Origin of the sequence: Nocardia sp. NPDC058519, from assembly GCF_042719755.1 — a bacterium.
Lineage (GTDB): Bacteria > Actinomycetota > Actinomycetes > Mycobacteriales > Mycobacteriaceae > Nocardia.
This window is the reverse complement of record NZ_JBHXNK010000011.1, coordinates 1-21,588: the sequence shown is the minus strand read 5'-3', so window position 1 is coordinate 21,588 and position 21,588 is coordinate 1. Positions and strand designations below refer to the sequence as shown.

21 protein-coding genes are annotated in these 21,588 nt (G+C 68.0%); 9 read left to right on the top strand and 12 right to left on the bottom strand.

The window, feature by feature from the left end:
• Positions 1-17: 17 nt before the first annotated feature.
• Together ACFWPK_RS14915 and ACFWPK_RS14910 are read left to right on the top strand one after the other, a co-directional pair.
• Positions 18-296, top strand: coding sequence for a helix-turn-helix transcriptional regulator (locus ACFWPK_RS14915; protein WP_378915706.1), 279 nt, complete (start codon positions 18-20; stop codon positions 294-296).
• On the top strand, positions 293-826 hold the full coding sequence (locus ACFWPK_RS14910; protein WP_378915704.1) for a hypothetical protein: 534 nt from the start codon (positions 293-295) through the stop codon (positions 824-826). Before ACFWPK_RS14915 ends, ACFWPK_RS14910 begins: the two co-directional genes overlap by 4 nt.
• A gap of 74 nt (positions 827-900) precedes the next feature.
• Here ACFWPK_RS14910 and ACFWPK_RS14905 read toward each other — a convergent pair whose 3' ends face one another.
• The 4 genes from ACFWPK_RS14905 to ACFWPK_RS14890 are packed head-to-tail and all read right to left on the bottom strand — an operon-like array spanning position 901 to position 6,073.
• On the bottom strand, positions 901-1,503 hold the full coding sequence (locus ACFWPK_RS14905; protein ID WP_378915702.1) for an ATP/GTP-binding protein: 603 nt from the start codon (positions 1,501-1,503) through the stop codon (positions 901-903).
• Positions 1,484-1,858, bottom strand: a complete 375-nt coding sequence (locus ACFWPK_RS14900) for a DUF742 domain-containing protein (protein WP_378915700.1) — start codon at positions 1,856-1,858, stop codon at positions 1,484-1,486. Before ACFWPK_RS14900 ends, ACFWPK_RS14905 begins: the two co-directional genes overlap by 20 nt.
• Positions 1,859-1,865: 7 nt before the next feature.
• On the bottom strand, positions 1,866-2,279 hold the full coding sequence (locus ACFWPK_RS14895) for a roadblock/LC7 domain-containing protein (RefSeq protein ID WP_011207200.1): 414 nt from the start codon (positions 2,277-2,279) through the stop codon (positions 1,866-1,868).
• Entirely contained in the window at positions 2,276-6,073 is a 3,798-nt protein-coding gene (locus tag ACFWPK_RS14890) for an ATP-binding protein (RefSeq protein ID WP_378915698.1), read from the bottom strand. The genes ACFWPK_RS14895 and ACFWPK_RS14890 overlap by 4 nt, the downstream gene beginning before the upstream one ends.
• A 319-nt stretch (positions 6,074-6,392) precedes the next feature.
• Between ACFWPK_RS14890 and ACFWPK_RS14885 the strand changes: the two genes are divergently transcribed.
• The 3 genes from ACFWPK_RS14885 to ACFWPK_RS14875 all read left to right on the top strand — a co-directional run bounded on the left by ACFWPK_RS14885 (position 6,393) and on the right by ACFWPK_RS14875 (position 10,518).
• Complete coding sequence (locus ACFWPK_RS14885) at positions 6,393-8,438, top strand: AMP-binding protein (RefSeq protein ID WP_378915696.1); 2,046 nt, start codon at positions 6,393-6,395, stop codon at positions 8,436-8,438.
• A gap of 17 nt (positions 8,439-8,455) precedes the next feature.
• Positions 8,456-9,151 carry a response regulator transcription factor gene (locus tag ACFWPK_RS14880; RefSeq protein WP_101464499.1) on the top strand — a complete coding sequence of 232 codons (696 nt, stop codon included), beginning with the start codon at positions 8,456-8,458 and terminating at the stop codon, positions 9,149-9,151.
• 110 nt (positions 9,152-9,261) lie between these two features.
• On the top strand, positions 9,262-10,518 hold the full coding sequence (locus ACFWPK_RS14875; protein ID WP_378915694.1) for a sensor histidine kinase: 1,257 nt from the start codon (positions 9,262-9,264) through the stop codon (positions 10,516-10,518).
• Positions 10,519-10,573: 55 nt separating this feature from the next.
• Here ACFWPK_RS14875 and ACFWPK_RS14870 read toward each other — a convergent pair whose 3' ends face one another.
• The gene (locus tag ACFWPK_RS14870) at positions 10,574-10,720 is read right to left on the bottom strand and encodes a hypothetical protein (RefSeq protein WP_378915692.1); all 147 of its coding nucleotides are present in this window, start codon (positions 10,718-10,720) and stop codon (positions 10,574-10,576) included.
• Between the two features lie 97 nt (positions 10,721-10,817).
• The gene (locus tag ACFWPK_RS14865; RefSeq protein WP_378915690.1) at positions 10,818-11,480 is read right to left on the bottom strand and encodes a hypothetical protein; all 663 of its coding nucleotides are present in this window, start codon (positions 11,478-11,480) and stop codon (positions 10,818-10,820) included.
• 279 nt (positions 11,481-11,759) lie between these two features.
• On the opposite strand from ACFWPK_RS14865, the gene ACFWPK_RS14860 reads away from it, so the two are divergent.
• Positions 11,760-12,917, top strand: a complete 1,158-nt coding sequence (locus tag ACFWPK_RS14860; protein WP_378915689.1) for a YhgE/Pip domain-containing protein — start codon at positions 11,760-11,762, stop codon at positions 12,915-12,917.
• A 66-nt stretch (positions 12,918-12,983) separates the two neighbouring features.
• Positions 12,984-13,565 carry a Uma2 family endonuclease gene (locus ACFWPK_RS14855; protein WP_378915687.1) on the top strand — a complete coding sequence of 194 codons (582 nt, stop codon included), beginning with the start codon at positions 12,984-12,986 and terminating at the stop codon, positions 13,563-13,565.
• 51 nt (positions 13,566-13,616) lie between these two features.
• Here ACFWPK_RS14855 and ACFWPK_RS14850 read toward each other — a convergent pair whose 3' ends face one another.
• The 5 genes from ACFWPK_RS14850 to pdxH all read right to left on the bottom strand — a co-directional run bounded on the left by ACFWPK_RS14850 (position 13,617) and on the right by pdxH (position 18,518).
• Complete coding sequence (locus ACFWPK_RS14850) at positions 13,617-14,246, bottom strand: hypothetical protein (RefSeq protein WP_378915685.1); 630 nt, start codon at positions 14,244-14,246, stop codon at positions 13,617-13,619.
• Between the two features lie 221 nt (positions 14,247-14,467).
• The gene (locus ACFWPK_RS14845; protein ID WP_378915683.1) at positions 14,468-14,827 is read right to left on the bottom strand and encodes an FKBP-type peptidyl-prolyl cis-trans isomerase; all 360 of its coding nucleotides are present in this window, start codon (positions 14,825-14,827) and stop codon (positions 14,468-14,470) included.
• 63 nt (positions 14,828-14,890) lie between these two features.
• Complete coding sequence (locus ACFWPK_RS14840; RefSeq protein ID WP_101464504.1) at positions 14,891-16,204, bottom strand: citrate synthase; 1,314 nt, start codon at positions 16,202-16,204, stop codon at positions 14,891-14,893.
• 258 nt (positions 16,205-16,462) lie between these two features.
• Positions 16,463-17,746, bottom strand: a complete 1,284-nt coding sequence (locus ACFWPK_RS14835) for an MFS transporter (RefSeq protein ID WP_378915681.1) — start codon at positions 17,744-17,746, stop codon at positions 16,463-16,465.
• A gap of 67 nt (positions 17,747-17,813) precedes the next feature.
• Positions 17,814-18,518 (bottom strand): pyridoxamine 5'-phosphate oxidase, encoded by a 705-nt coding sequence (pdxH, locus tag ACFWPK_RS14830; protein ID WP_378915679.1) that lies wholly within the window; start codon positions 18,516-18,518, stop codon positions 17,814-17,816.
• A 76-nt stretch (positions 18,519-18,594) separates the two neighbouring features.
• Here pdxH and ACFWPK_RS14825 point away from each other — a divergent pair, with 76 nt between their 5' ends.
• Together ACFWPK_RS14825 and ACFWPK_RS14820 are read left to right on the top strand one after the other, a co-directional pair.
• Positions 18,595-19,719 (top strand): citrate synthase 2, encoded by a 1,125-nt coding sequence (locus ACFWPK_RS14825; RefSeq protein ID WP_378915677.1) that lies wholly within the window; start codon positions 18,595-18,597, stop codon positions 19,717-19,719.
• A 149-nt stretch (positions 19,720-19,868) separates the two neighbouring features.
• Positions 19,869-20,747: a polysaccharide deacetylase family protein gene (locus ACFWPK_RS14820; RefSeq protein WP_378915675.1), complete on the top strand. Its 879-nt coding sequence runs from the start codon at positions 19,869-19,871 to the stop codon at positions 20,745-20,747.
• Positions 20,748-20,758: 11 nt separating this feature from the next.
• On the opposite strand, the gene ACFWPK_RS14815 is transcribed toward ACFWPK_RS14820, so the two are convergent.
• Positions 20,759-21,397, bottom strand: coding sequence for a hypothetical protein (locus ACFWPK_RS14815; RefSeq protein WP_378915673.1), 639 nt, complete (start codon positions 21,395-21,397; stop codon positions 20,759-20,761).
• Between the last annotated feature and the right edge of the window lie 191 nt (positions 21,398-21,588).

Here is a 21,588-nt window from a genome sequence, read left to right as displayed (position 1 = left end):
TTACAACACTCTGTTAGGTGAGCCCAGTCAGACGAGGGGAAACCCTACCGATCTTCAATCGCATCGCGGTGTTGCGCGCGGAGCATCGGATGAGCCGGGCGGCGCTTGCGGAGGCCGTCGATGTCAATGTCCAGACGATCGGCGCGCTCGAGCGTGGCGATCACTATCCGAGCCTCGATCTGGCGATGCGCATCTGCGATGTGTTCGCGCTGCCGGTCGAGGTCGTGTTCTCCCGCAAGGAATTCGGGCCGTTGTCGGCCGAGCTCTACCCACGCACGAAAGGCGAAATGCCATGACAACCACGCTCATCGACCGCTATCAGAACTATCGGGTCCGGCGCTGGCTCGTGCAGGAGCAGCGCACAGCGGGGATGCTGAAGAGCTGGCGACCGCGTCGCAGGCGGCGGGTTCTCGTGATCCTGGTGACGATCGCACTGCTCGGGATCGCGCTCGCGGGCGTGATGCGCGCGCTCGACCTGTTCGGGGCGCCTGTGGTCGCGCTCGTCTCGGCGCTGGTTTTCCTGCCGAGCTGGACGATGCTGCGGATCGCGTCGGGTGGACAGGATCACGCACCCGACCAGATGCTCGACGAACTGGAGATCACCGAACGCAACAAGGCGCGCTCGGCGGGGCTCGCGCTCACTCAGTCGCTGACCATGCCACCACTGGCGTACCTGATCTTCGGCAGCGCGTTCTCCCCGCAAGCCGATGCCTATCGCATCGCCTACGCGGGCGGACTGATGATGCTGGCCACGATTATGGCCGGTGGCTGTGCACCGGCGATGATCCTGGGCTGGACCAGGCCCGATCCCGAACCCGAGTCCTGAACGAGCACGGCCCGAACGAGGGGCGGAGCTGCGGCCCTTCATCGCGGCAGCCCCGTCCGTCGTGCGAAATCAGCTCAGTGACCCTGCATGACCTTGCGCAGTGCGTACTCGGTCAGGGCGACCAGGGCCTGCTTGGCCGGTTCCCGGCGACGGGCGTCGATCGACATGATCGGCACGTCGGCGGGAACCGCAAGGGCCTGGCGGATGTCCTCGAGCGGGTACTTCGGCGCGTCGTCGAACTCGTTGAGCGCCACCAGGAACGGCAGCCCGCGGGCCTCGAAGTAGTCGACAGCGGCGAAGCTGTCTTCGAGCCTGCGGGTGTCGACCAGTACCACGGCGCCGATGGCGCCCTTGATCAGGTCATCCCACATGAACCAGAACCGGTACTGGCCCGGCGTACCGAACAAGTACAGGACCAGGTCGTCGGCGAGGCTGATGCGGCCGAAGTCCATCGCCACCGTGGTGGTCGATTTCTGTGGAATACCGGTCAGGTTGTCGATTCCGGTACTGGCGTTGGTGACCAACGCCTCGGTGCGCAGCGGAACGATCTCCGACACCGCGCCGACCATCGTGGTCTTACCCACGCCGAAGCCACCGGCGACCACGATCTTCGCCGAAGTCGGCTTGGCCGTGCGGGTGTCGACCTGCGCCGTCGAATCAAATACGCCGGAGTCCACTGAGAACCCTTTCGATCAGCTCGCGACGTTCATCGTCGCTGGAATCGTCTTTCAAAGTTGCCGAAACCCGGACGTGACCGGCCTCGATCAGATCGGCTACGAGTACCCGGGCCACCCCGATCGGGATGTACAGCTGGGCAGCTATCTCGGCAACGGACGGCGATTGCCTGCACAACTCCACGATGGACGTTTCGAGGTTGTTCAGTTCGTACTGCCGCTCCATGGCGACCGGATGCGATGCGACGAGTGCCTCCAGCGCCAACTCGACCGCCGGCTTGGTACGGCCTGCAGTCAAGGAGTACGGGCGGACGAGGCTGGGCTCGGCGCTCCCCATGCGGTAATCGTCTATGTCCATCCCCCCATCAGGAACCCATCGTGACGCGAGGGGTGGCCTGGACCGTCTGGCCAACGCGCTCGACCAGAAGTGCCATTTCGTAGCCGACCTGACCGATGTCACACGAGGTGTTGGTCAGGACTGCTAGATACGAGCCGTCGCCGACTGCCATGAGCAGCAGGTAACCGTGCTCCATCTCGACGACGGACTGGAGTACCGTACCGCCTTCGAACAGATTCGACACGCCGACGGAAAGGCTCGCCAGTCCGGCGGTCACCGCGGAGAGCTGCTCTGCGCGGTCGACCGGGAGCTGAGCGCTCGCGGCCATCAGCAGTCCGTCAGCCGAGACCAGGACGGCATGGGCTACGCCAGGAACCTCGTTGGCGAAGTTCGAAACCAGCCAATCCAGCTGACGGTTCGTACCACCTAGATCGGGGTTCATCGGTCTCCTTTATCTCCGGTTAGGTTCATTGCCTTCATTGCGCGGCCATCCCGGACACCCTGCTGGTGACGACTCAGGCTGTTCCGGATAGTTGCGGGATCGCGTTGCTGCGGGGTGCGATCGGCGATGCCGCTCACACCACCCGGCACAAGCCTTCCGCCCGGACTGCGCTGAGGCAAGCCGGCGGCGGTACGCACCTCGGATTGGGCTTCGCTGGCCGCGCGAGCAGCCTCCCAGCCGTCGTCTCCCGGCGATTCGAAGGCTGCGGCCATCTGGTTCCGGTCCGAATTCTCGTCCGTGAGCCACGACGACATCATCTCGGCGAAGATCGGCGTTCCGCCCATCACGGAATCACCTTCGGGTGCCGGCTGCAACCTGGTCTGGAAGAACGACGCAGCCTTGACCGGATTGGACCGGTAACTGTGCCGACCCGGATCACGCCCTGCCGACGCAGCGTTATCCGGCCCCGCAGGGTCCCGATCCCGTTGCGGCAGAGCCACTCCTGGCCCGGCGTTCGCCTGCGGTACAACACTAGCCCCGGGATCGCGCTGCGGCAGCCCATTCGGCGCAGCCGCGCGTTGGGGCAGGCCGTTGGACGCGTCCCGCTGCGGTTGACCCGCAGCCGGGGCACGCTGCGGCAGACCGTTGTCGGCCGGATTCTGCTGTGGCGCAGGGTTTGCGCGCTGCGGCAGGCCGTTGGCCGGACGGGCGGGCTGGGCCCGCTGCGGGAGGCCGCCGGCCGGATCACGTTGCGGCAGACCACCGGTCTGCTCACGCGGTGGAAGGCCGTTCGACGGATCACGCTGCGGGAGGCCGCCGGTCTGCTCACGCTGCGGCAGGCCAGTGGCCGGGTCGCGTTGGGGCAGCCCGCCGGTCTGGTCACGCTGCGGGAGTCCGTTGGCCGGATCACGCTGCGGCAGCCCACCGCTGGTCGGATCGAGCCTGGGCAACCCACCGGACTGATCCCGATGCGGCAGACGCGGCGCGGGATCGCGCTGCGGCAGGCCGCCGGAGGGGTTGCCTCGCTGCGGGAGTCCGGTCGAGGGATCACGCTGCACCGGCGCGGAATCACGCTGCGGCGCGGTGCTTCCCTGACCACGCTGCGGCAAACCGGTCGACTGCGCCGGATCACGCTGCGCGTTCGCGGCGTCACGCTGCGGCAGACCCGTTACCGGATCACGCTGGGGCAGGCCACCGGTCTGCTCACGCTGCGGGAGTCCGGTCGACGGATCACGCTGCGGCAGACCACCGGTCTGCTCACGCTGCGGCAGCCGCTGCGACGGATCACGCTGCGGCAGGCCGACCGAAGGATCACGCTGCGGGGCGCCGTTGGCGCCCGGCGAACGCTGCGGCAGACCACCGGGGGTGCTCCCCCGCTGGGTCTGTGCCGAATCACGCTGGGGCGGTGCCGAGTCACGCGGCGGCTGAGCGGGCGGCTGCGCGGAATCCCGCGACGGCGCACCGTTGGCACCCGGCTGACGCTGCGGCAACCCACCACCGGCCTGCGGCGGTCCACCGGGCTTCTGCTCACCCGGACCCTGCTGACCCGGCCCGGCGGGCGGACGCTGGGGTCCACCCGGTGCCAGATTGCGCTTGGGCAGGTTGGCCGCGGCGAGCTTGCCACGCTGGGGCACGTTCGTCTGTCCGGGCGCTGGCGGACGCAGCGACGGCGACGACTGCTCCGCCGCGTCCTGGGCCGCGCCGGAAGCCATCGAGTTACCCGGCTGACGCTGCGGCAACCCGCCACCGGCACCCGCCGGGGTCGGCCCGCTGACGCCGGGATCCACGGTGACCATCACGTTGCCACCCGGGGTGCGGGTGATCGCGCGGGTCTGCATGGTGTTCGACTGCTGCGACGGTGTCTGCGGACTCGGCTGCTGCTTCTGCAACTGCTGCGGCTGGATCACAACACCCGCCCCACCCGAGACGATCAGACCGACCGGCACGTGCACGGTGACGGTGACGCCGGGATCGCGTGCGGTGTCGAAGGTCGGGCGCAGCCGCACGGTGAGCCCGTGGCGCTCGGCTAGTCGGCCGACCACGAACAGGCCCATGTGACGGGCCGTGTCGGGGCCGGGCTCGGCGGTCTGCTCGAGCCGGTGGTTGATCTCCGACATCTCCGCGGGCGGCATACCGATGCCGCGGTCGGCGACCTCGATCAGCAGACCCTGGTCGTGCGCCTGAGCGAAGGTGAACTTCACGTCGGTCTCCGGCGGGGAGGCCCGCAACGCGTTGTCGAGCAGCTCGGCGAACAGGTGCGCCATATCGGAGGCGGCCGGTTCGATCAGCGAGCCGCGCGGCGTGGCGCCGAGCTTGACCCGTTCGTAGTCCTCGACCTCGGAGATCGCGGCGCGGAGCACGTCGGCGATCTCGACCGGGGCGGACTTGGTGCGGCGCTGCTTGGTACCCGCGAGGATCAGCAGGTTGTCACCGTTACGGCGCATGCGCGCGGCGAGGTGGTCGAGCCGGAAGAGGTTCTCGAGCAGGCGCGGGTCCTTCTCGTCGTACTCCATCGCCTCGATGAGGGTGAGCTGATGGTCGACGAGCGACTTGGACCGGCGGGCCAGCGTCTCGAACATGTCGTTGACCTGCGAACGCATCTGCGCCTGGTCACTGGCCAGGCGCAGCGCCTGACCGTGGATATCGTCGACGGCGCGGGCGAGCTGGCCGATCTCCTCGTCGGAGCGCACCGGCATCGGCTCGAGCGGCACGTCCTCGGGCGCGGCACCGTTGCGGAGCTGGGCGACCTCGTGCGGCAGATCGGACTCGGCGACACGCAGCGCGGCCAGGCGCAGGCGGTGCAGCGGCACGATCATCGAACGGGCGACGAACACGGCGAGCAACAGCGCGGCGAGGATCGTCGCGATGACGACCGCTGTATAGGTCCAGGCACCGGTGGACGCGGCCGTGGCCCGATCGCCCATGGCGGACTCGATAGTTGTGGTCGCATCGTCGACGATGCCCTCGTAGGCGGTGAGGCTGGCGTACAGCGACGTACGCATCTCACTGACCGGCAGCTTTCCCGCCTGCACTTCGGGACTGCTGATCAGTTTCTGGCGGACATCGACCTGCGCCTTGAGATTGACGAGAGTCTGGTCGCCCGTGGGGAAGCGGTGAGCGAACACGCCGAGCAGATGCTGCTCGGTCGCGAGGCCGGTGAGGAAGGTCTGCGCGCCCGAATCGAGGCCGCGCAGCATCTCGGTGAGACCTGCGAGCTGTTCGATCAGCACCGAACGGGTGTTGAGGGAGTCGACCAGGCGCAGCTTGGCCAGGTCCATCACCGGATCACTCACCTGAGAGACAGTGCTCTCCACGATTGTGACGCCGTCCTTGGTAACCTGCTCGACCGAGGCGAGCGCGGGCTCCGCCGAGGTCGTCATCGCCTTGCCCTGCGCGCGCACGTTCTTGGAGTGCTTGATCATCCGCCCGAGCGCGGCCTGGGCCTCGGGCAGCTCGGTGAGCCTGTTCAGCGATGCCTCGGCCCCGGCGATCGCCGCGTCGAGATCGGCGAGGTCCTTGTCGGTGACAAGGGTGACCCCCGGACCGGCAGGCACCATCTGGCTACCGGTCACCTGCGCCGAGATAGCGCTCAGGGCTGTGACCGACGGAATCGTGTCTACCTGCTCCTTGACACTGGAGAGCCGGTTGGCTTCCGAGAACTCCGAGGTAATTCTCGACACGCCGAGCCCGACCGCGACCGCGAGCGGTACCGCGAGCACGGCCGTAACCTTCCAACGCAGGTCCCAGTTGCCGAGCGCCCAGCGTTTGCTGCCGGACCTAGCGGCGTCACGCATCTCCACTCACTTTCCAATCTGGCCTCGTACCTTGCGCCATCAGCGAACCTTCACAGGCGCGATGCTGGCTCACCAGAGTTGACTGGCCGAGAACTGCGGCTGGCCGAGAATTTGCGTCTACGCCTGCCCGAATTAAGTGACATCGAATTCTAACGGATCAATAACTTCTTGGCTGACTCCCGGTAGGGATCCGCTCCATGACCAGCCTGTTGTAGGCAAAACCAAAGGTCGCGGCACCCCATCGGGTGTCGCGTGAAGTCTGCCACAATCATCTGGATCTATCGAGCGGGCATCGAAGCGAGGCTAGGGAGTCACGGGGTTGGACACCGAACACGAGTACCGGCCGGTCTATCAGACCAGCCTGGTCGACCCAGCCGACTTCTGGTCCGCCGCAGCTCAGAGCATCGAGTGGGATGTCGAACCGCAGCAGATCGTGGATGCCGCCGACAAGCGGTCGGCCAGGTGGTTCCCCGACGCCCGCCTCAATACCTGTGTGAATGCTCTCGATCGTCACGTTCGGGCGGGCACTGTCGACCAGGGTGGACACGCCGATCGACCGGCCCTCATATATGTCTCCGCTATGACGGACACCACCACCATTTACACCTACGCCGAATTGCTCGGCAAAGTGGCCGAGTTCGCCGGTGCCATGCGTGATCTCGGTGTGGTGGCCGGTGATCGAGTGGTGATCTATCTGCCGATGATCCCCGAAGCGGTGATCGCGATGCTGGCGTGCGCCCGCATCGGCGCGGTGCACTCGGTGGTGTTCGGCGGGTTCGCCGCACCCGAGCTGGCCGCCCGCATCGACGATGCCGAGCCGGTCCTGATCGTCACCGCCTCCGGCGGGCTCGAACCCAACCGCCGCGTCGAGTACCCGCCGATCGTGATGGCCGCGCTCGATCTCGCCGAGACCGCGTCGGTGCGCACGGTGATCGTCAAGCAGCGCCCCGAGTTCACGACGATCGAGTTCCCCGCGGCCCTGCCCGCCACCGACGTGCTGCCGTCCTCGGAGCAGACCGTCGCCGCCCGCTGGGTCGATTGGGATGCCTGCGTCGATGGTGTGACGCCCGCCGATCCGGTCTCGGTGGCCGCCACCGATCCGCTCTACATCCTCTACACCTCCGGCACCACCGGTAAGCCGAAGGGCGTGGTGCGCGACAACGGCGGGCACGCGGTGGCGCTGGCCTGGTCGATGCGCAATGTCTACGACGTCGGCCCTGGTCAGGTGTTCTGGGCCGCCTCCGACGTGGGCTGGGTCGTCGGCCACTCCTACATCGTCTACGCGCCCTTGCTGGTCGGCGCGACGACGGTGCTCTACGAGGGCAAACCGGTCGGCACGCCCGACGCGGGCGCGTTCTGGCGGATCGTCGACGAGCACGACGTTCGGGTGCTGTTCACCGCCCCGACCGCGTTGCGCGCGATCCGCCGCGCCGACCCCGACGCCACCGCGGCCCACCGCTCCGACCTGTCCCGGCTGCGCGCGCTGTTCTGCGCGGGCGAGCGCCTCGATCCGGCCACCTTCGAGTGGGCGACGAGCACCCTGCTCGCCGATCACCCCGACACCCCCGTGGTCGATCACTGGTGGCAGACCGAGACCGGCTGGCCGATCTGCGCCGACCCGCTCGGCCTGCAGCGACTGCCAGTCAAGTCCGGTTCGGCGAGTGTGCCGGTGCCCGGCTACCGGCTGCGCGTTCTCGACGCGAACGGCAACGCGGTGCCCACCGGAACCGAGGGCAACATCGTCATCGGGCTGCCGCTGCCCCCCGGCTGCCTGACCGGATTGTGGCGCGACCGGGAACGTTTCATCCGCTCGTACCTATCGGCCTTCCCCGGCCACTACCTCACCGGCGACTCCGGCTACTTCGACGAGGACGGCTACCTCTTCGTCCTCGGCCGCAGCGACGACGTGATCAACATCGCCGGGCACCGCCTGTCGGCGGGCAGCATCGAGGCCGCGATCGCCGGGCACGAGGCCGTCGCCGAATGCGCGGTGATCGGCATGCCCGACGAGCTCAAGGGCAGCCTCCCGCTGGCGTACGTGGTGCTCAAACAGGGCGTCGACATCGACCAGCAGCAGCTGCGCACCGAACTCGACGACCGGGTGCGCGCCCAGATCGGCGCGATCGCGACCCTGCACGACTCGATCATCGTCACCGGTCTGCCCAAGACCCGCTCCGGCAAGATCCTGCGCAAGACGATCCGCCAGCTCACCGCCGGTGAACACGTCGAACCCCCCGCCACCATCGAGGATCCCAACGTCCTGACGGCCCTCGCCGACCGCATCCTGGCCAACCCGCCGCTCGGCAACATCACCACGGCCACCACCCCTGAACAGGACAACGACCCGGTCTCCCCGGCCCCGTGAGCACCTAAGATCACCAGGTGACTTCCTCTACGGTGCTTGTCGTCGACGACGACGAGGACGTTCTCGCCTCGGTCGAACGTGGCCTGCGACTGTCCGGGTTCCGGGTACTCGTCGCGCGCGACGGCGGTGCCGCGCTGCGGGCAGTCGCCGAGCAGGCACCCGACGCGGTGGTCCTCGACATGAACATGCCGGTTCTCGACGGCGCGGGCGTTGTCACGGCCTTGCGGGCGATGGGCAACGACGTGCCCATCTGCGTGCTCAGTGCCCGTGCCTCAGTGGACGACCGGATCGCGGGCCTCGAGTCGGGCGCCGACGATTATCTGGTGAAGCCGTTCGAGCTGGCCGAACTGGTGGCCAGGATCAAGGCCCTGCTGCGCCGTCGCACCGATACGCCGGAGCCGGTGGCGCCCGGCGCGCTGACCGTCGGTCCGCTGCTGGTGGATGTCGCGGGTTATCGCGCACTACTGCACGGACGCGAAATCGAGCTCACCAAAAGGGAATTCGAATTGCTGTCCACACTTGCCCGGAATGCCGGTGTGGTGTTGACGCGCGAACGGCTGCTGGAATTGGTGTGGGGTTACGATTTCATAGCCGATACGAATGTGGTGGATGTGTTCGTCGGATACCTGCGCCGGAAACTCGAAATAGATGACACGCCAAGGATTTTGCACACGATTCGCGGGGTGGGTTTCGTACTCCGGGAATCGAAATGATCTCCGCACCCCCGCTGAAACATCGTCGCAGACAATCGTTTTCGCTCCGGACAAGAGTCGCCGGAGCGGCGGCGGCGGGTGCCGTCATCATCGTCACGATCGCCGCATTCGTGGGATTTCAGGCAATCGAACGCAATAATGTCACCCAAACCGATCAGCAACTGGAAATCGCCTCGCGCATCGTGCTGATCGAGCCGGTGCTGGCCACCGGTTTCGTCAACCTGACCGGCTTGCAGAACACCATGGCGCTCACGGTGCGTGACGACGGCCAGGTGACCGCGTCGAGCTCGACCCAGCTGCCGGACCTGCCCCCCGGCTCGCAGACCGTCGAGCTGAACGACCAGCCCTACCGGGTGCTCACCACCACCGAGAACCAGCCCGCGGGCCGCACCGTCTCCCTGGCGATTCCGACCACCGAGGCGAGCAAGGCGACCGACGACCAGCAGCGCTGGGTACTCGCGGGCGCGGCGATCGCGGTGGCGGCCGCGGCGGCGCTCGGCTGGTTGCTCGCCGGGCGTGCGGTCGGACCGATCGTGAAGCTGACCAGACAGGTATCGGCCCGCAGCGCCGTCGGCGCGCCGGACGAGCCGGCGCATCCGGTCGACGGTTCCGGTGTCGACGAGGCGGTGAAGCTGGCCGACGCGGTGAACACCATGCTGGCCCGCGTCGACCAGGCACAGGCCGAGACCGCCGCCGCGCTGGAGACCGCCCGCGATTTCGCCGCCGTCTCCGCCCACGAACTGCGCACCCCGCTCACCGCGATCCGCACCGACCTCGAGGTCCTGCGCACTCTCGACCTCACCGACGAACAGCGCCACGAGATCCTCGCCGACCTCGCCCGCAACGAGACCAGGGTGGAAACCACCCTGTCCGCGCTGGAACGGCTCGCCCGCGGCGATCTCACCGCCGAAACCGACCACGTCCCCACCGATGTCGCCGATCTGTGCGATCAGGCCGCCCACGACGCCATGCGCCACAACCCGGGGCTTTCGGTGCGCATCGACACCGACGCCGAACTGGTGACCCGCGGCCTGCCCGCGGGCCTGCGCCTGGCGGTCGACAACGCACTCACCAACTCGGTCAAGCACGGCGGCGCCACCGCGGCCGTCGTCTCGGCGCACCGCACGCCGCACGGGCGGATCGCCATCGCCGTCGACGACAACGGCACCGGCGTCGTGCCCGGCGAACGCGAGGCGGTCTTCGCGCGGTTCGCCCGTGGCACCAACGCCACCAAGGGCGGTTCTGGCCTTGGCCTCGCGCTGGTGGCCCAGCAGGCCCAGCTGCACGGTGGGCTGGCGTACTTCGAGGACAGCCCGCTCGGCGGCGCCCGCCTCGTCATCGACCTGCCCGCCCGACCGGCCAGGTAGCCAACGCGAAAGCCCCGCACGCACGGTGACCGTGGGTGCGGGGCTGAGCTCGCTACTACTTGTCGCTCTTGAAGGCGTCCTTCACTCTGCCCGCCGCGCGCTCGGCTGCGTCCTTCACGTTGGCCGCTGCCTTCTTCGCTTCCGCCTCGATCTTTTCGGCCTCGGCTTTGGCCTTGGCTTTGACATCGTCGGTGTCGGACATCGAACCTCCACTCTCGTGAGTTCCGCGCCTGACCGGCACGGGGTGAAGACACTCGCGAGAATACCGCACAGTTAACGGCTGGCGACTGAAGCGATAATCAGGGGAGAACCTGCGGGATCGACTCCGGGATGACCAGGCCGATGACCGCGCCGAGCACCGCGCCGGTGAGCGCGTAGGTCAGACCCGAGCCGAGCGCGCAGACGAAGTAGCCGATGATGAACGCGGCCAGTGCGGGGATGCACAGGATCGCCGCGGTCAGGAAGCCGATGGTGGCACCGGCGGCCGCACCGTTCGCGACGGGGTCGTGGTTGCCGGCCTCGGGGTTGGTGGCGATGCTCTTCAGCTCGGCGGTGGTGGCGGCGGACAGCTGCGGGGCGATCTGCAGCGTGCGACCGTCCTCGGAGATCACCGAGGCCAGCGCGATGTTGTTGCCGCCGACGGTGGCCATCGTCAGCGGAAACTCGCTGACCTTGGCGCCGGTGGCGGAGACCACGTCGACCTTGGTGGAGTCCGGCGACAGCACGAAGGTGCCGTTGTCGACGGTCGCGGAGATGGTGCGCAGGTCCGGCGAGACGGCGGTCTTGTAGCCGACGCCCTCGGAGACGCCCTCGCTCGCGATCCCGGCGGCGATCTCGGCCTGGCGCGCGACGGTGACGTCAGCGACCGCGGTGCCCGTGGTGACGAGCGAGGCGGCGACGGCCAGCGGCAGTGCGGCGAAGACCGCGCGACGGCCCACGCGAGTGATGGTGTGGTTGAACATGTTCGATGTCTCCCTCCCGATGCTTCCGAAGAATCCCCGAACCCCCCGGACGAATCGAAAAAATCTCGATGTCGATTGACTCGAGAGTTGTACCGAACCACCACCGGGTTACGTAACCTGTTGTGACACAATGCATAGTTTGAACAGGCAGCTATCGATCGGCGACCTCCGGCACGGCCGAGTCAGCATACCGGCAGCTACCCGCGACCTACCCATCCTCAACGAACTCTCAGACATCTCCCACCTTCGGCACCGATGTCCGGGGATACCGTCGCCGGTGTGATCGACAAACGCGCTCGCCTGCTCTGCCTTGCCACTGCCCTCGCGCTGGCGGGCGGTGCCGTCGCCTGCACGGGCGGGGATGCGGCACCGACCGGAATCGCCCTCGTGAACGCCGATTCCGGCCCCACCGGAGAGCGCGTCGCCAAGGCGGTGCAGGACGCGGGCGGCTACGACTGGACCGTCGCCAAGCCAGGGGAGATCGACGAAGGCGACTACGCCGCCGTGATCACCCTGCCCGCCGACCTCACCGCGTCGATGGCCACCCTCGCCACCCCGGAACCCAAGCGCGCCAAGGTCACCGTCACCACCCACGACGGCGCCGACCCGAACACGGTGAACGGCGCGGTCGACGCGGTGACCCATCGGATCGGCGCGTCCGGCGTCGACGCCGCCCTTGCCGCGGTCTCGCAGGCACGAAACCAGATGACCTCCGTGCAGTTCACCGCCCAGCTGCTCAGCGCGGGCGTGAACGCCGCCGCCGACGGCGCGAACCAGTTCAGCGGTGGTGCCGACCAGCTGCTCGGCTTCCTCGACTACGCGAAAGAGGGTGCGGGCCAGCTCACTTCGGCCATCGAGCTGCTGAACCAAACCGTCGACGGCGCCGCGAAGCAGGCCAACCAGCTCGCCGATGCCCTCGGCGCTACCGGGGTCACCATCGCCGGCGTCCAAACCAGCGCGGCCGCCATGGGCTCCGGCCTCGACCAGATCCTGCCGCTGCTGCGGGCCCTCCCCTTCGCGGGCGACCCGCAACTCGCCGATATCATCACCAAACTCGAAGCGCTACGGAGCGTTTCGAACCAGGCAGGCACCCAGCTCGCCGGACTCAGCGAATTGACCGGCGCCGCAGTCGATCCCAACACCGATCTCGGCACCCTCCTGCGCACCGTCGTGGCCCGCCTCAACAGCGCCCGCGACCAGCTCACCCAGGGCGCCGAACTCGCCAAAGGCCTACCCACCCTCGCCGAACAGGGCGGCGCCCAACTGGTTTCCGCCATCGAACAACTCACCGGCGGCGTCGGCGCCCTGCAGAACATCGTCGGCAATCTCAACAACCAGACCACCAAGGCCCTCGACGCCCTCCCCCCACGCGGCCAGTCCCAACAATCCGCCCTCGCCCTGGCCCTGACCGACCCCGTCGAGGTCGTCCGCGAGTGAAAGTCCCGCCACCGAGGTCGTCCACGAACAGTGTCGAGGTGCCGACATGGTCGGTAAGCTCGGCCCATGACGATCCAGGCCGTGGACTCGCTACCGCATCAGATGACGGAAGAGCAGTACCGTCAGCTCCCCGAGAACATCTCCCGGGAGATCGAGGTGGTGCACGGGCACGTCATCCTCTGCGAATCGCCGGCGCCTGAGCACAACCGCATCGCCCGCCGACTTGCCGGTGCGATGGAGGACCTGCCGAGCACCGAACCGTACATCCGCGCCGAGACCGACATCGATGTGGTGCTCTGGCGGGTTCCGAAGTTCACCTTCCGGCGGCCCGATGTCACCGTGTACCGGTGCCTGGACCAACCGGGAGACAAGCCGGAAGCGGGCGACGCGCTGATCGTGGTCGAGGTGTCCTCACCGTCGACCGCCGCCGAGGACTTGCTCGACAAGAAGGCGCAATACGCGCGAGTCGGCATCCCGCTCTACCTCGTCATCATGCTCGACACGAAATTCGGGATCGCCGAAGTACTCGAGTTCCGGCTGGACGCGCACGCACGTGAGTATCGGCTGCACCAGATCCACCGAGACGGGCTGCTCCGACTGGAGCATGTAGTCGTCGGCGATATCGCGTTCGCGGACCTCACCCGCTGAAACGAAACGGCCCGGTCGGTGGATCCGACCGGGCCGTAGCGGTTTTCATGATCAGGGCAGTACCTGCGGGATGATATCGGGGGCCGCGGCGCCGACGACCGCGCCGATGAGGGCGCCGACCAGCGCGTTGGGGAGGCCGACCATGGCCAGGCACGGCAGGTAGACGATCAGGAACGCCATGATCGCGGGGATGCAGACGATGGCGGCGACGATCAGGCCGACTCCCGCTCCCGCTGCCGCGCCGTTCTGGACCGGATCGGGGAACTGTGCGGTGGGTGTTGTCGCGATGTTCTTCAGTTCGGTGCTCGCCGCGGCGGTGGGCTGCGGTGTCACCGTCAGACTGCGGCCGTCGGCGGCGATCTCGGACGCCAGGGTGACGGCATTGCCGCCGGCCGTGGTGAACGACGTGGGGATCTCCCCGATCGGGGTGCCGGTCGCCGACTCGACGATCACCCGGTCCCGATCGGGCGCCAGCACGAACCGGCCCTCGTCCACCGACGCGGAAACGGTGCGCAGGTCCGGCGCGACCACGGTGCGATAGCCCTCGCCCGTGCTGGCCAAACCGGCCGCGTACTGCGTCTGCTGATCGACCTCCGCCGACGAAACGCCGGCCAGGCTCACCGCCACCGCGACGGGCAGCGCTACCGCCAGCGCACGGCGAACAACCTTGTGTTGGAACATGATCGAGAATCTCCCTCCCGAAACTCCCGAAGAACCCGGCCCCGGGCGAATCGAACAAGTCACTGTCATGGACAACGCATTGGAAACGAATCACGCGGGAGCCATCGGGGCTCCGTCATACGCGGGGCACATTACCCGGCGGGCCGAGACCCCCGCGCCCTTACCCCTGAAACAGCAACGGCCCGTGTCTCCATGAGGAGACACGGGCCGAGAAGCTGGGATCAGTTCGCGTTGAGCAGGTCGATCACGAAGACCAGGGTCTTGCCGGAGAGCGCATGGCCCCCACCGGCGGAGCCGTAGGCGAGCTCCGGCGGGATGACCAGCTGACGACGGCCGCCGACCTTCATGCCGGGGATGCCGTCCTGCCAGCCCTGGATCAGGCCGCGCAGCGGGAAGGTGATGGACTCGCCGCGGTCCCAGGAGGAGTCGAACTGCTCACCCGTGTCGAACTCGACGCCGACGTAGTGCACCTCGACGGTGCCACCGGGCACCGCTTCCTTGCCTTCGCCCTCGATGAGGTCGGTAATCACGAGCTCGGTGGGCGCGGGGCCCTCCTGGAATTCGATCTCCGGCTTGGTCATGCGGGCTATCCCCTTCGATAGATTGCTGTACCCAACAAAGTTTCCGACAACAGCTGGTTGAAACTAGCGGTTGTCGATTGCACGGTAGTCGCGTTCACCGTAGCCGGTGTAGATCTGGCGCGGACGGCCGATCTTGAGCGGCTCGGAGTGCATCTCACGCCAGTGCGCGATCCAGCCGGGCAGGCGGCCCATGGCGAACAGCACGGTGAACATGCGGGTCGGGAAGCCCATGGCCCGGTAGATGACGCCGGTGTAGAAGTCGACGTTCGGGTACAGGCGACGCGAGACGAAGTAGTCGTCGGTGAGGGCGGCCTCTTCGAGCTGCTTGGCGATATCGAGCAGCTGGTCGTCGCCGCCGATCTTCGACAGGATCTTGTCGGCGGCCTGCTTGACCAGCGTCGCGCGCGGGTCGTAGTTGCGGTAGACGCGGTGCCCGAAGCCCATGAGCTTCACGCCGTCTTCCTTGTTCTTGACCTTGCGGATGAATTCCTTGACGTCGCCGCCGTTGGCCTTGATCTCGTCGAGCATCTCGAGCACGGCCTGGTTGGCGCCACCGTGCAGCGGGCCCCACAGCGCGTTGATGCCACCGGACACCGAGGTGAACAGGTTGGCGTCCGACGAGCCGACGAGGCGCACGGTCGAGGTGGAGCAGTTCTGCTCGTGGTCGGCGTGCAGGATCAGCAGCATGTCCAGCGCGGCGGCGACCTCGGGGTCGACCTCGTAGGGCTCGGCCGGGAAGCCGAAGGTCATCCGCAGGAAGTTCTCGACCAGCGACAGCGAGTTGTCGGGGTAGAGGAACGGCTGACCGACCGACTTCTTGTACGAGTAGGCCGCGATGGTGGGCAGCTTCGCCAGCAGGCGGATGGTCGACAGCTCGACCTGCTCGGGATCGCGCGGGTCGAGGGAGTCCTGGTAGTACGCCGACAGCGCGTTCACCGCGGACGACAGCACCGGCATGGGGTGCGCGTTGCGCGGGAAGCCGTCGAAGAACCGCTTCAGGTCCTCGTGCAGCAGGGTGTGGCGGCGGATGCGATCGGTGAAATCGTCGAGCTGGGCCTGGGTCGGCAGCTCACCGTAGATGAGCAGGTAGCTGACCTCGATGAAGGTCGAGCGGCCGGCCAGCTGGTCGATCGGGTAACCGCGGTAGCGCAGAATGCCCGCTTCACCGTCGATATAGGTGATGGCCGACTTGGTCGACGCGGTGTTCATGAAACCGGGGTCGTAAGTGACGTAACCGGTGCTGGCCAGCAGCTTGCCCAAGTCGAGCCCGTCGTTACCCTCCGCGGCCTTGGTGACCGAGATCGGGAACTCGCCACCGGGGTACTGGAGTACCGCCTTGGCGTCTTCGGTGACGTTGGTGATGTTCTCAGCGGGCACGGAAGGATCCCTCTCAGGCTAGAACCGTAGGCACCGATGCGGTCGGCACAGGTGCGCTTGCGCTAACGCTAGCTGTTGTTCGGTCAGGACAAGCAATCAGGGTTGTCCTGTCCCGTTCTCACACCGATCGTGTGCGGCGGTGAGGTCGGCGCGAGGCCGGGGACCTGCGCCGATCCCCTTTTCCGCACCTTCACTCCGGCGATGCCGAACAGTTGCGCGGTGCGCGGATTCGATACTCGAATCCGATTGCCACACAAGTTAATTCGCCAACACGGCGGAGTGGGCGCGAGTGACTCGGTAGCGCACGAAGGCGGGGAAGGCCAGCGCGGCGAGCGCCACTCCGATCACCACCAGTACGCCGCCACCGGCGGCAGCTACAGCAGTACCCATGCTCGCCGCGGCGAAACCGTGGGCAACGTCACCGATCCGCGGCCCACCTGCGACGACCACGATGAACACGCCCTGCAACCGCCCGCGCATCTCGTCGGTGGACACATTGAGCAACATCGCCGTGCGGAACGCCGCCGAGACCATGTCGACCGCGCCGCCGAGCGCCAGGAACACCACCGCGATCCACAGCCACACGCCCAGCCCGAACACGTGCCCGGCCAACCCCACCGCGAGCCCGAACCCGACCATCGCCACACCCCACAGCGCGATGCACACGATCACCGCCAGCCCCTGCCTGCGCACCCGCGGTATCCACCCGGAGAACACCCCACCGAGCACAGACCCCGCCGCGATGGCCCCGAACAGCAGACCGAGCGCCAGCCCGCCCTCGGCCGGATCGTGGAAGGTCTCGTGCGCGATCTGCGGGAACAGCGCGCGCGGCATGCCGAACACCATGGCGATGAGGTCGACGACGAACGAGGCGAGCAGGATGCGCTGCCGGGCGAGATAGCGGAAGCCGTCGAGCACGGCACGCAGCCCGGCCCGACGGCTCTCACCGGTCGGCGGGAACGCGGGCAGCCGCCACACCGCCCACAGCGTCGCGAGCAGCGCGATCGAGTCGATCAGATACAGCATCGGCAGGCCGATCACCGGAATGAGCAGCCCGGCCAGCACCGGTCCCGCGATCATCCCCACGTTCTGCACGGTCATGCTCAGCGAACTGGCCGAGGCCATCTGCTCCGGCGGCAGCAACCGGGCGATCAGGGCGCTGCGGGTGGGCTGGTTGACCGCGAAGAACGCCTGCTGGGTGGCGAACAGCCCGAGCACCAGCCACACATTGTTCACCCCGAGCGCGGCCTGCACCCAGAACGCGACCGCGGTCAGACCCGTGCCCGCGGTGGTGATGACGAGCAGCGTGCGCCGGTCCATCACGTCGGCGAGCGCGCCACCCCAGAGCCCGAACACCACCAGCGGAACCAGGCCGAACAGACCGGCCAGGCCGACGTAGCCGGAACTGCCGGTGATCTGGAAGATCTGCTGCGGTACCGCGACCACCGAGAGCTGCGCGCCGATGACGGTGACGATATTGGTCGTCCACAGCCTGCGATAGTCGCGGTTACGCAGGGGTTCGGTGTCGGCGAGCAGCTTCACTCAGCGCAGATTAGCCACTGCGGCGCGGTCATCCCATGTTTGGGCGCAGTGACATAGGCCACCGCCGTTACGGCTGCAAACGTTCGATTGTTGTGGTCTGCCCGTCGATCCGCACGACGATGCGGTTGTGCAGCCTGCCGTGCCTGCCCTGCCAGAACTCCACCTCGTCGGGACGCAGCAGGTAGCCGCCCCAGAACGGGGGCACGGGGATGTCGTCGACATCGGCGAAACGCGCCACGGTCTCGGCCAGCACGCGATCCAGTTCGGCCCGCGAGGACACCGGCCGCGACTGCTGCGAAGCCCACGCGCCCAGCCGCGACTCCCGTGGCCGCGCCGCCCAATAGGCCGCGGTCACCTCGGCGGACACCCGCTCGGTCACGCCGCGCACATGGACCTGCCTGGCGAGCGCGGGCCAGACGAAACTCGCCGCCGCGTACGGGTCGGCGGCGAGCTGGTTGCCCTTGGCCGAGTCGTAGTTCGTATAGAAGGTGACGCCCTCGGGCGAGAGCCCTTTGCACAGGACCGTGCGCGCCACCGGGCGCGGCGCCGGGCCCGTCAGCGAGACCGTGGCCAGCACCATCGCGTTCGGTTCGGCAACTCCGAGACCGCGCGCCTGCTCGATCCAGCTGCGCAACAAAGGTTCCCAGCCGCCCGCCACCCAGGACTCGTCGAGATCGGGTTCATCGGCGGGAACGAACAGGGGATTGCCGTAGTCGACGCGCATCGCGGCGAGGTCGGGCGCGGCGGCCGCCGAGGGCTCCAGGTCACGCATAGGGGCGAGATTACTCCGCGGTATGTCCGGGTCTAGGGTTCAGAAATATCGGCATGCCCCTGCAAGGAGAGTCACCATGACTACCAGCTCGGTACCACAGGATTTCGTCAGCGGATTGGAAGGCGTGGTGGCCTTCACCACCGACATCGCCGAGCCGGACAAGGACGGTGGCGCCCTGCGATATCGCGGCGTCGACATCCAGGATCTGGTCACCGACCAGGTGACTTTCGGCGACGTGTGGGCCCTGCTCGTCGACGGTGAGTTCGGTCGCGGCCTGCCCCCCGCCGAGCCGTTCCCGCTGCCGGTGCACACCGGTGATGTGCGCGTCGACGTGCAGGCGGGCCTGGCCATGCTCGCCCCGATCTGGGGCTACGAGCCGCTGCTCGATATCGACGACGAGACCGCCCGCGAGAACCTCGCCCGCGCCTCGGTGATGGCGCTGTCGTATGTGGCGCAGTCCGCGCGCGGCATCTATCAGCCCGCCGTTCCGCAGCGCAAGATCGACGAGTGCGACACCGTCACCGAGCGGTTCATGACCCGCTGGAAGGGTGACCCGGACCCGCGCCATACCGAGGCGATCGACGCCTACTGGGTGTCGGCGGCCGAGCACGGCATGAACGCCTCCACCTTCACCGCCCGCGTGATCGCCTCCACCGGCGCCGACGTCGCGGCGTCGCTGTCCGGCGCGATCGGCGCCATGTCCGGCCCGCTGCACGGCGGTGCCCCGGCTCGCGTGCTGCCGATGATCGAGGCCGTCGAGCAGTCCGGTGACGCGCGTGCGCTGGTCAAGGGCATCCTGGACCGCAAAGAGAAGCTGATGGGCTTCGGTCACCGCGTGTACCGCGCCGAAGACCCGCGCGCCCGCGTGCTGCGCGCCACGGCCAAGCGCCTCGACGCCCCGCGCTTCGAGGTGGCCGCCGCGTTGGAGCAGGCCGCGCTGACCGAGCTGCGTGAGCGTCGCCCGGACCGCGCCATCGAGACCAACGTCGAATTCTGGGCCGCGGTCATCCTCGACTTCGCCGAGGTCCCGGCCCACATGATGCCCGCGATGTTCACCTGTGGCCGGACCGCCGGTTGGTGTGCCCACATCCTCGAGCAGAAGCAACTGGGCAAGCTCGTCCGCCCCGCCGCGATCTACACCGGCCCCGGCCCGCGCACGCCGGCCGAGGTTCCGGGCTGGTCCACCATCTCGCAGCACTGAGTCATCGGACCGGGCGCCGAACTCTCGGCGCCCGGCCAACTCTGGGCTACTTACCCTCACTCATGATCTACCTGCACGCCCGCATCCGACGCGCACACGGGCCCGATCGGCGATAACATCCCAGCGAACAAGTCGTTGAGGGGTGGATTGTGGGCAGCAATGGTTTGTCGCGGCGACGACTGTTCGGCGCCTGCGCCACTCTCACCGCCGGGGTTGTCACAGGATGTGCTGTCGCACAAGGCGATTCGGTTGCCTCCGAGGCGACGAGCCGCATCGTTCCGCAGCCTGTCGCACCGATCAGCGCGCAGCCGATCGCCACTCCACAGGCTGCGCCGCCCCTGTCGCCCACGCAGGTAGCCGCCCGGCACGCGGGCACCATCCCGCATCAGTGGGGCGTCGACCTCCCCGGGATCACCAGCGGTTTCCCCGCCGCAGGCAAACAGTTCGCGCTCACGTTCGATGCGTGCGGTGGGCACGGCAACAGCGACATCGACCACGCGCTGATCGACCTGCTGATCGCCGAGCAGATCCCGGCCACCCTGTTCCTCAACAAGCGCTGGGTCGACGCCGACCCGGCTCGGGTGCAGCGGCTCGCGGCGAATCCCCTGTTCGAGCTGGCCAATCACGGCAGCGTGCACAAGCCGCTTTCGGTCTCCGGGCGCTCCGCCTATGGGATCGCGGGCACGGGTTCGGCCGAACAAGCCGCGTACGAGGTGTGGGACAACCATCAGCGGCTCACCGAACTCACCGGCCGCGCGCCCCGCTTCTTCCGCACCGGTACCGCACACTACGACGAAGTGGCTGTCGCCATCGTCAACGAGTTGGGCGAGACCCCGCTGGGTTTCACCGTGAACGCCGACTTCGGCGCCACCGCCTCATCAGCCCAGGTCAAGCGGGCCATGAGCGCAGCCGCTCCGGGTGGCATCGCCCTGGCCCACATGCACCGCCCGCGATCCGGCACCGCCGCGGGCATGGCCGCCGCACTCCCCGCCCTGCGCGCCGCGGGCTTCACCTTCGTCCACCTCTGACGAGCGCGGCGCTAGCGAGTCAGCGCCGCGAAGTCGATCGCGACCGAAGTCCCACGGTCGACGGTGAAGAACGCCGCCTCCAACCGCGTCCCGAGTTCGATCTGCCCGACCGCCGACAGCGGCACCGGCTGGATCAACCGCACCCGCCACGGCAACGGCTCGTCCCAGGCCCGCATCTCCAGATCGAGCCGGAGCACCGGATCATCGCGTCCGGTGTAGTCGGCGGCGATCGGCGCCACCGCGAGCACCGTCGCCTCGGCCCGCCGCCCGTTCGCCAGGATCTTGGCCGCCGCCTTGCGCCCCGACTCCGGCACCTCGGGTACGAACAACACCACCCGCTCCCGGTCCCCCGGATCGACCCGGCACCCGACCACGTCGCCCGTCTGCATCCACTCCAGATCCTGGCTACGCACCCGCTGCCGCACCCGCGCGTCATAGGCCAGCTCCCCGGGCACCGACACCCGCACGCTGAACCGATACCCGCCCTCGCCCCGCCGAGTCCGCACGGAAAGCACACTCGCCACGGCAGGCAACCCTCTGATCAGCAGTTCCCGCCGAGCCCCCTCGGACAACAACCCCGGCCGCCGCCCGAACAACCACACCCACCGGTCGAGCAGGGTCCGACCAGAGTCGACCGCGACAAGGCTCATAGCGAGAGCGTAATGCGAATACCGTTCCCGCAAGGGCAAATTCCCCGCACTCCCGACCCCGCAACCCGCAACCCGCAGCCCTCCCGCCCTACCAGTCACCCGGCACACCCCAAATCCGCCATGACCGCACTCCCAACCCCGCACTCCCGACCCCTAGGGAGGGACGGCCACGAAGTGGCCGGTCCGCGGCC

Bases quoted from the DNA above. Each gene is read 5' to 3' on its own strand.
- ACFWPK_RS14815 (WP_378915673.1), bottom strand. From the start codon at position 21,397: ATGAGCCTTGTCGCGGTCGACTCTGGTCGGACCCTGCTCGACCGGTGG.
- ACFWPK_RS14825 (WP_378915677.1), top strand. From the start codon at position 18,595: ATGACTACCAGCTCGGTACCACAGGATTTCGTCAGCGGATTGGAAGGC.
- ACFWPK_RS14910 (WP_378915704.1), top strand. From the start codon at position 293: ATGACAACCACGCTCATCGACCGCTATCAGAACTATCGGGTCCGGCGC.
- ACFWPK_RS14890 (WP_378915698.1), bottom strand. From the start codon at position 6,073: ATGCGTGACGCCGCTAGGTCCGGCAGCAAACGCTGGGCGCTCGGCAAC.
- ACFWPK_RS14845 (WP_378915683.1), bottom strand. From the start codon at position 14,827: ATGACCAAGCCGGAGATCGAATTCCAGGAGGGCCCCGCGCCCACCGAG.
- ACFWPK_RS14900 (WP_378915700.1), bottom strand. From the start codon at position 1,858: ATGGACATAGACGATTACCGCATGGGGAGCGCCGAGCCCAGCCTCGTC.
- pdxH (WP_378915679.1), bottom strand. From the start codon at position 18,518: ATGCGTGACCTGGAGCCCTCGGCGGCCGCCGCGCCCGACCTCGCCGCG.
- ACFWPK_RS14850 (WP_378915685.1), bottom strand. From the start codon at position 14,246: ATGTTCCAACACAAGGTTGTTCGCCGTGCGCTGGCGGTAGCGCTGCCC.
- ACFWPK_RS14855 (WP_378915687.1), top strand. From the start codon at position 12,984: ATGACGATCCAGGCCGTGGACTCGCTACCGCATCAGATGACGGAAGAG.
- ACFWPK_RS14870 (WP_378915692.1), bottom strand. From the start codon at position 10,720: ATGTCCGACACCGACGATGTCAAAGCCAAGGCCAAAGCCGAGGCCGAA.
- ACFWPK_RS14865 (WP_378915690.1), bottom strand. From the start codon at position 11,480: ATGTTCAACCACACCATCACTCGCGTGGGCCGTCGCGCGGTCTTCGCC.
- ACFWPK_RS14895 (WP_011207200.1), bottom strand. From the start codon at position 2,279: ATGAACCCCGATCTAGGTGGTACGAACCGTCAGCTGGATTGGCTGGTT.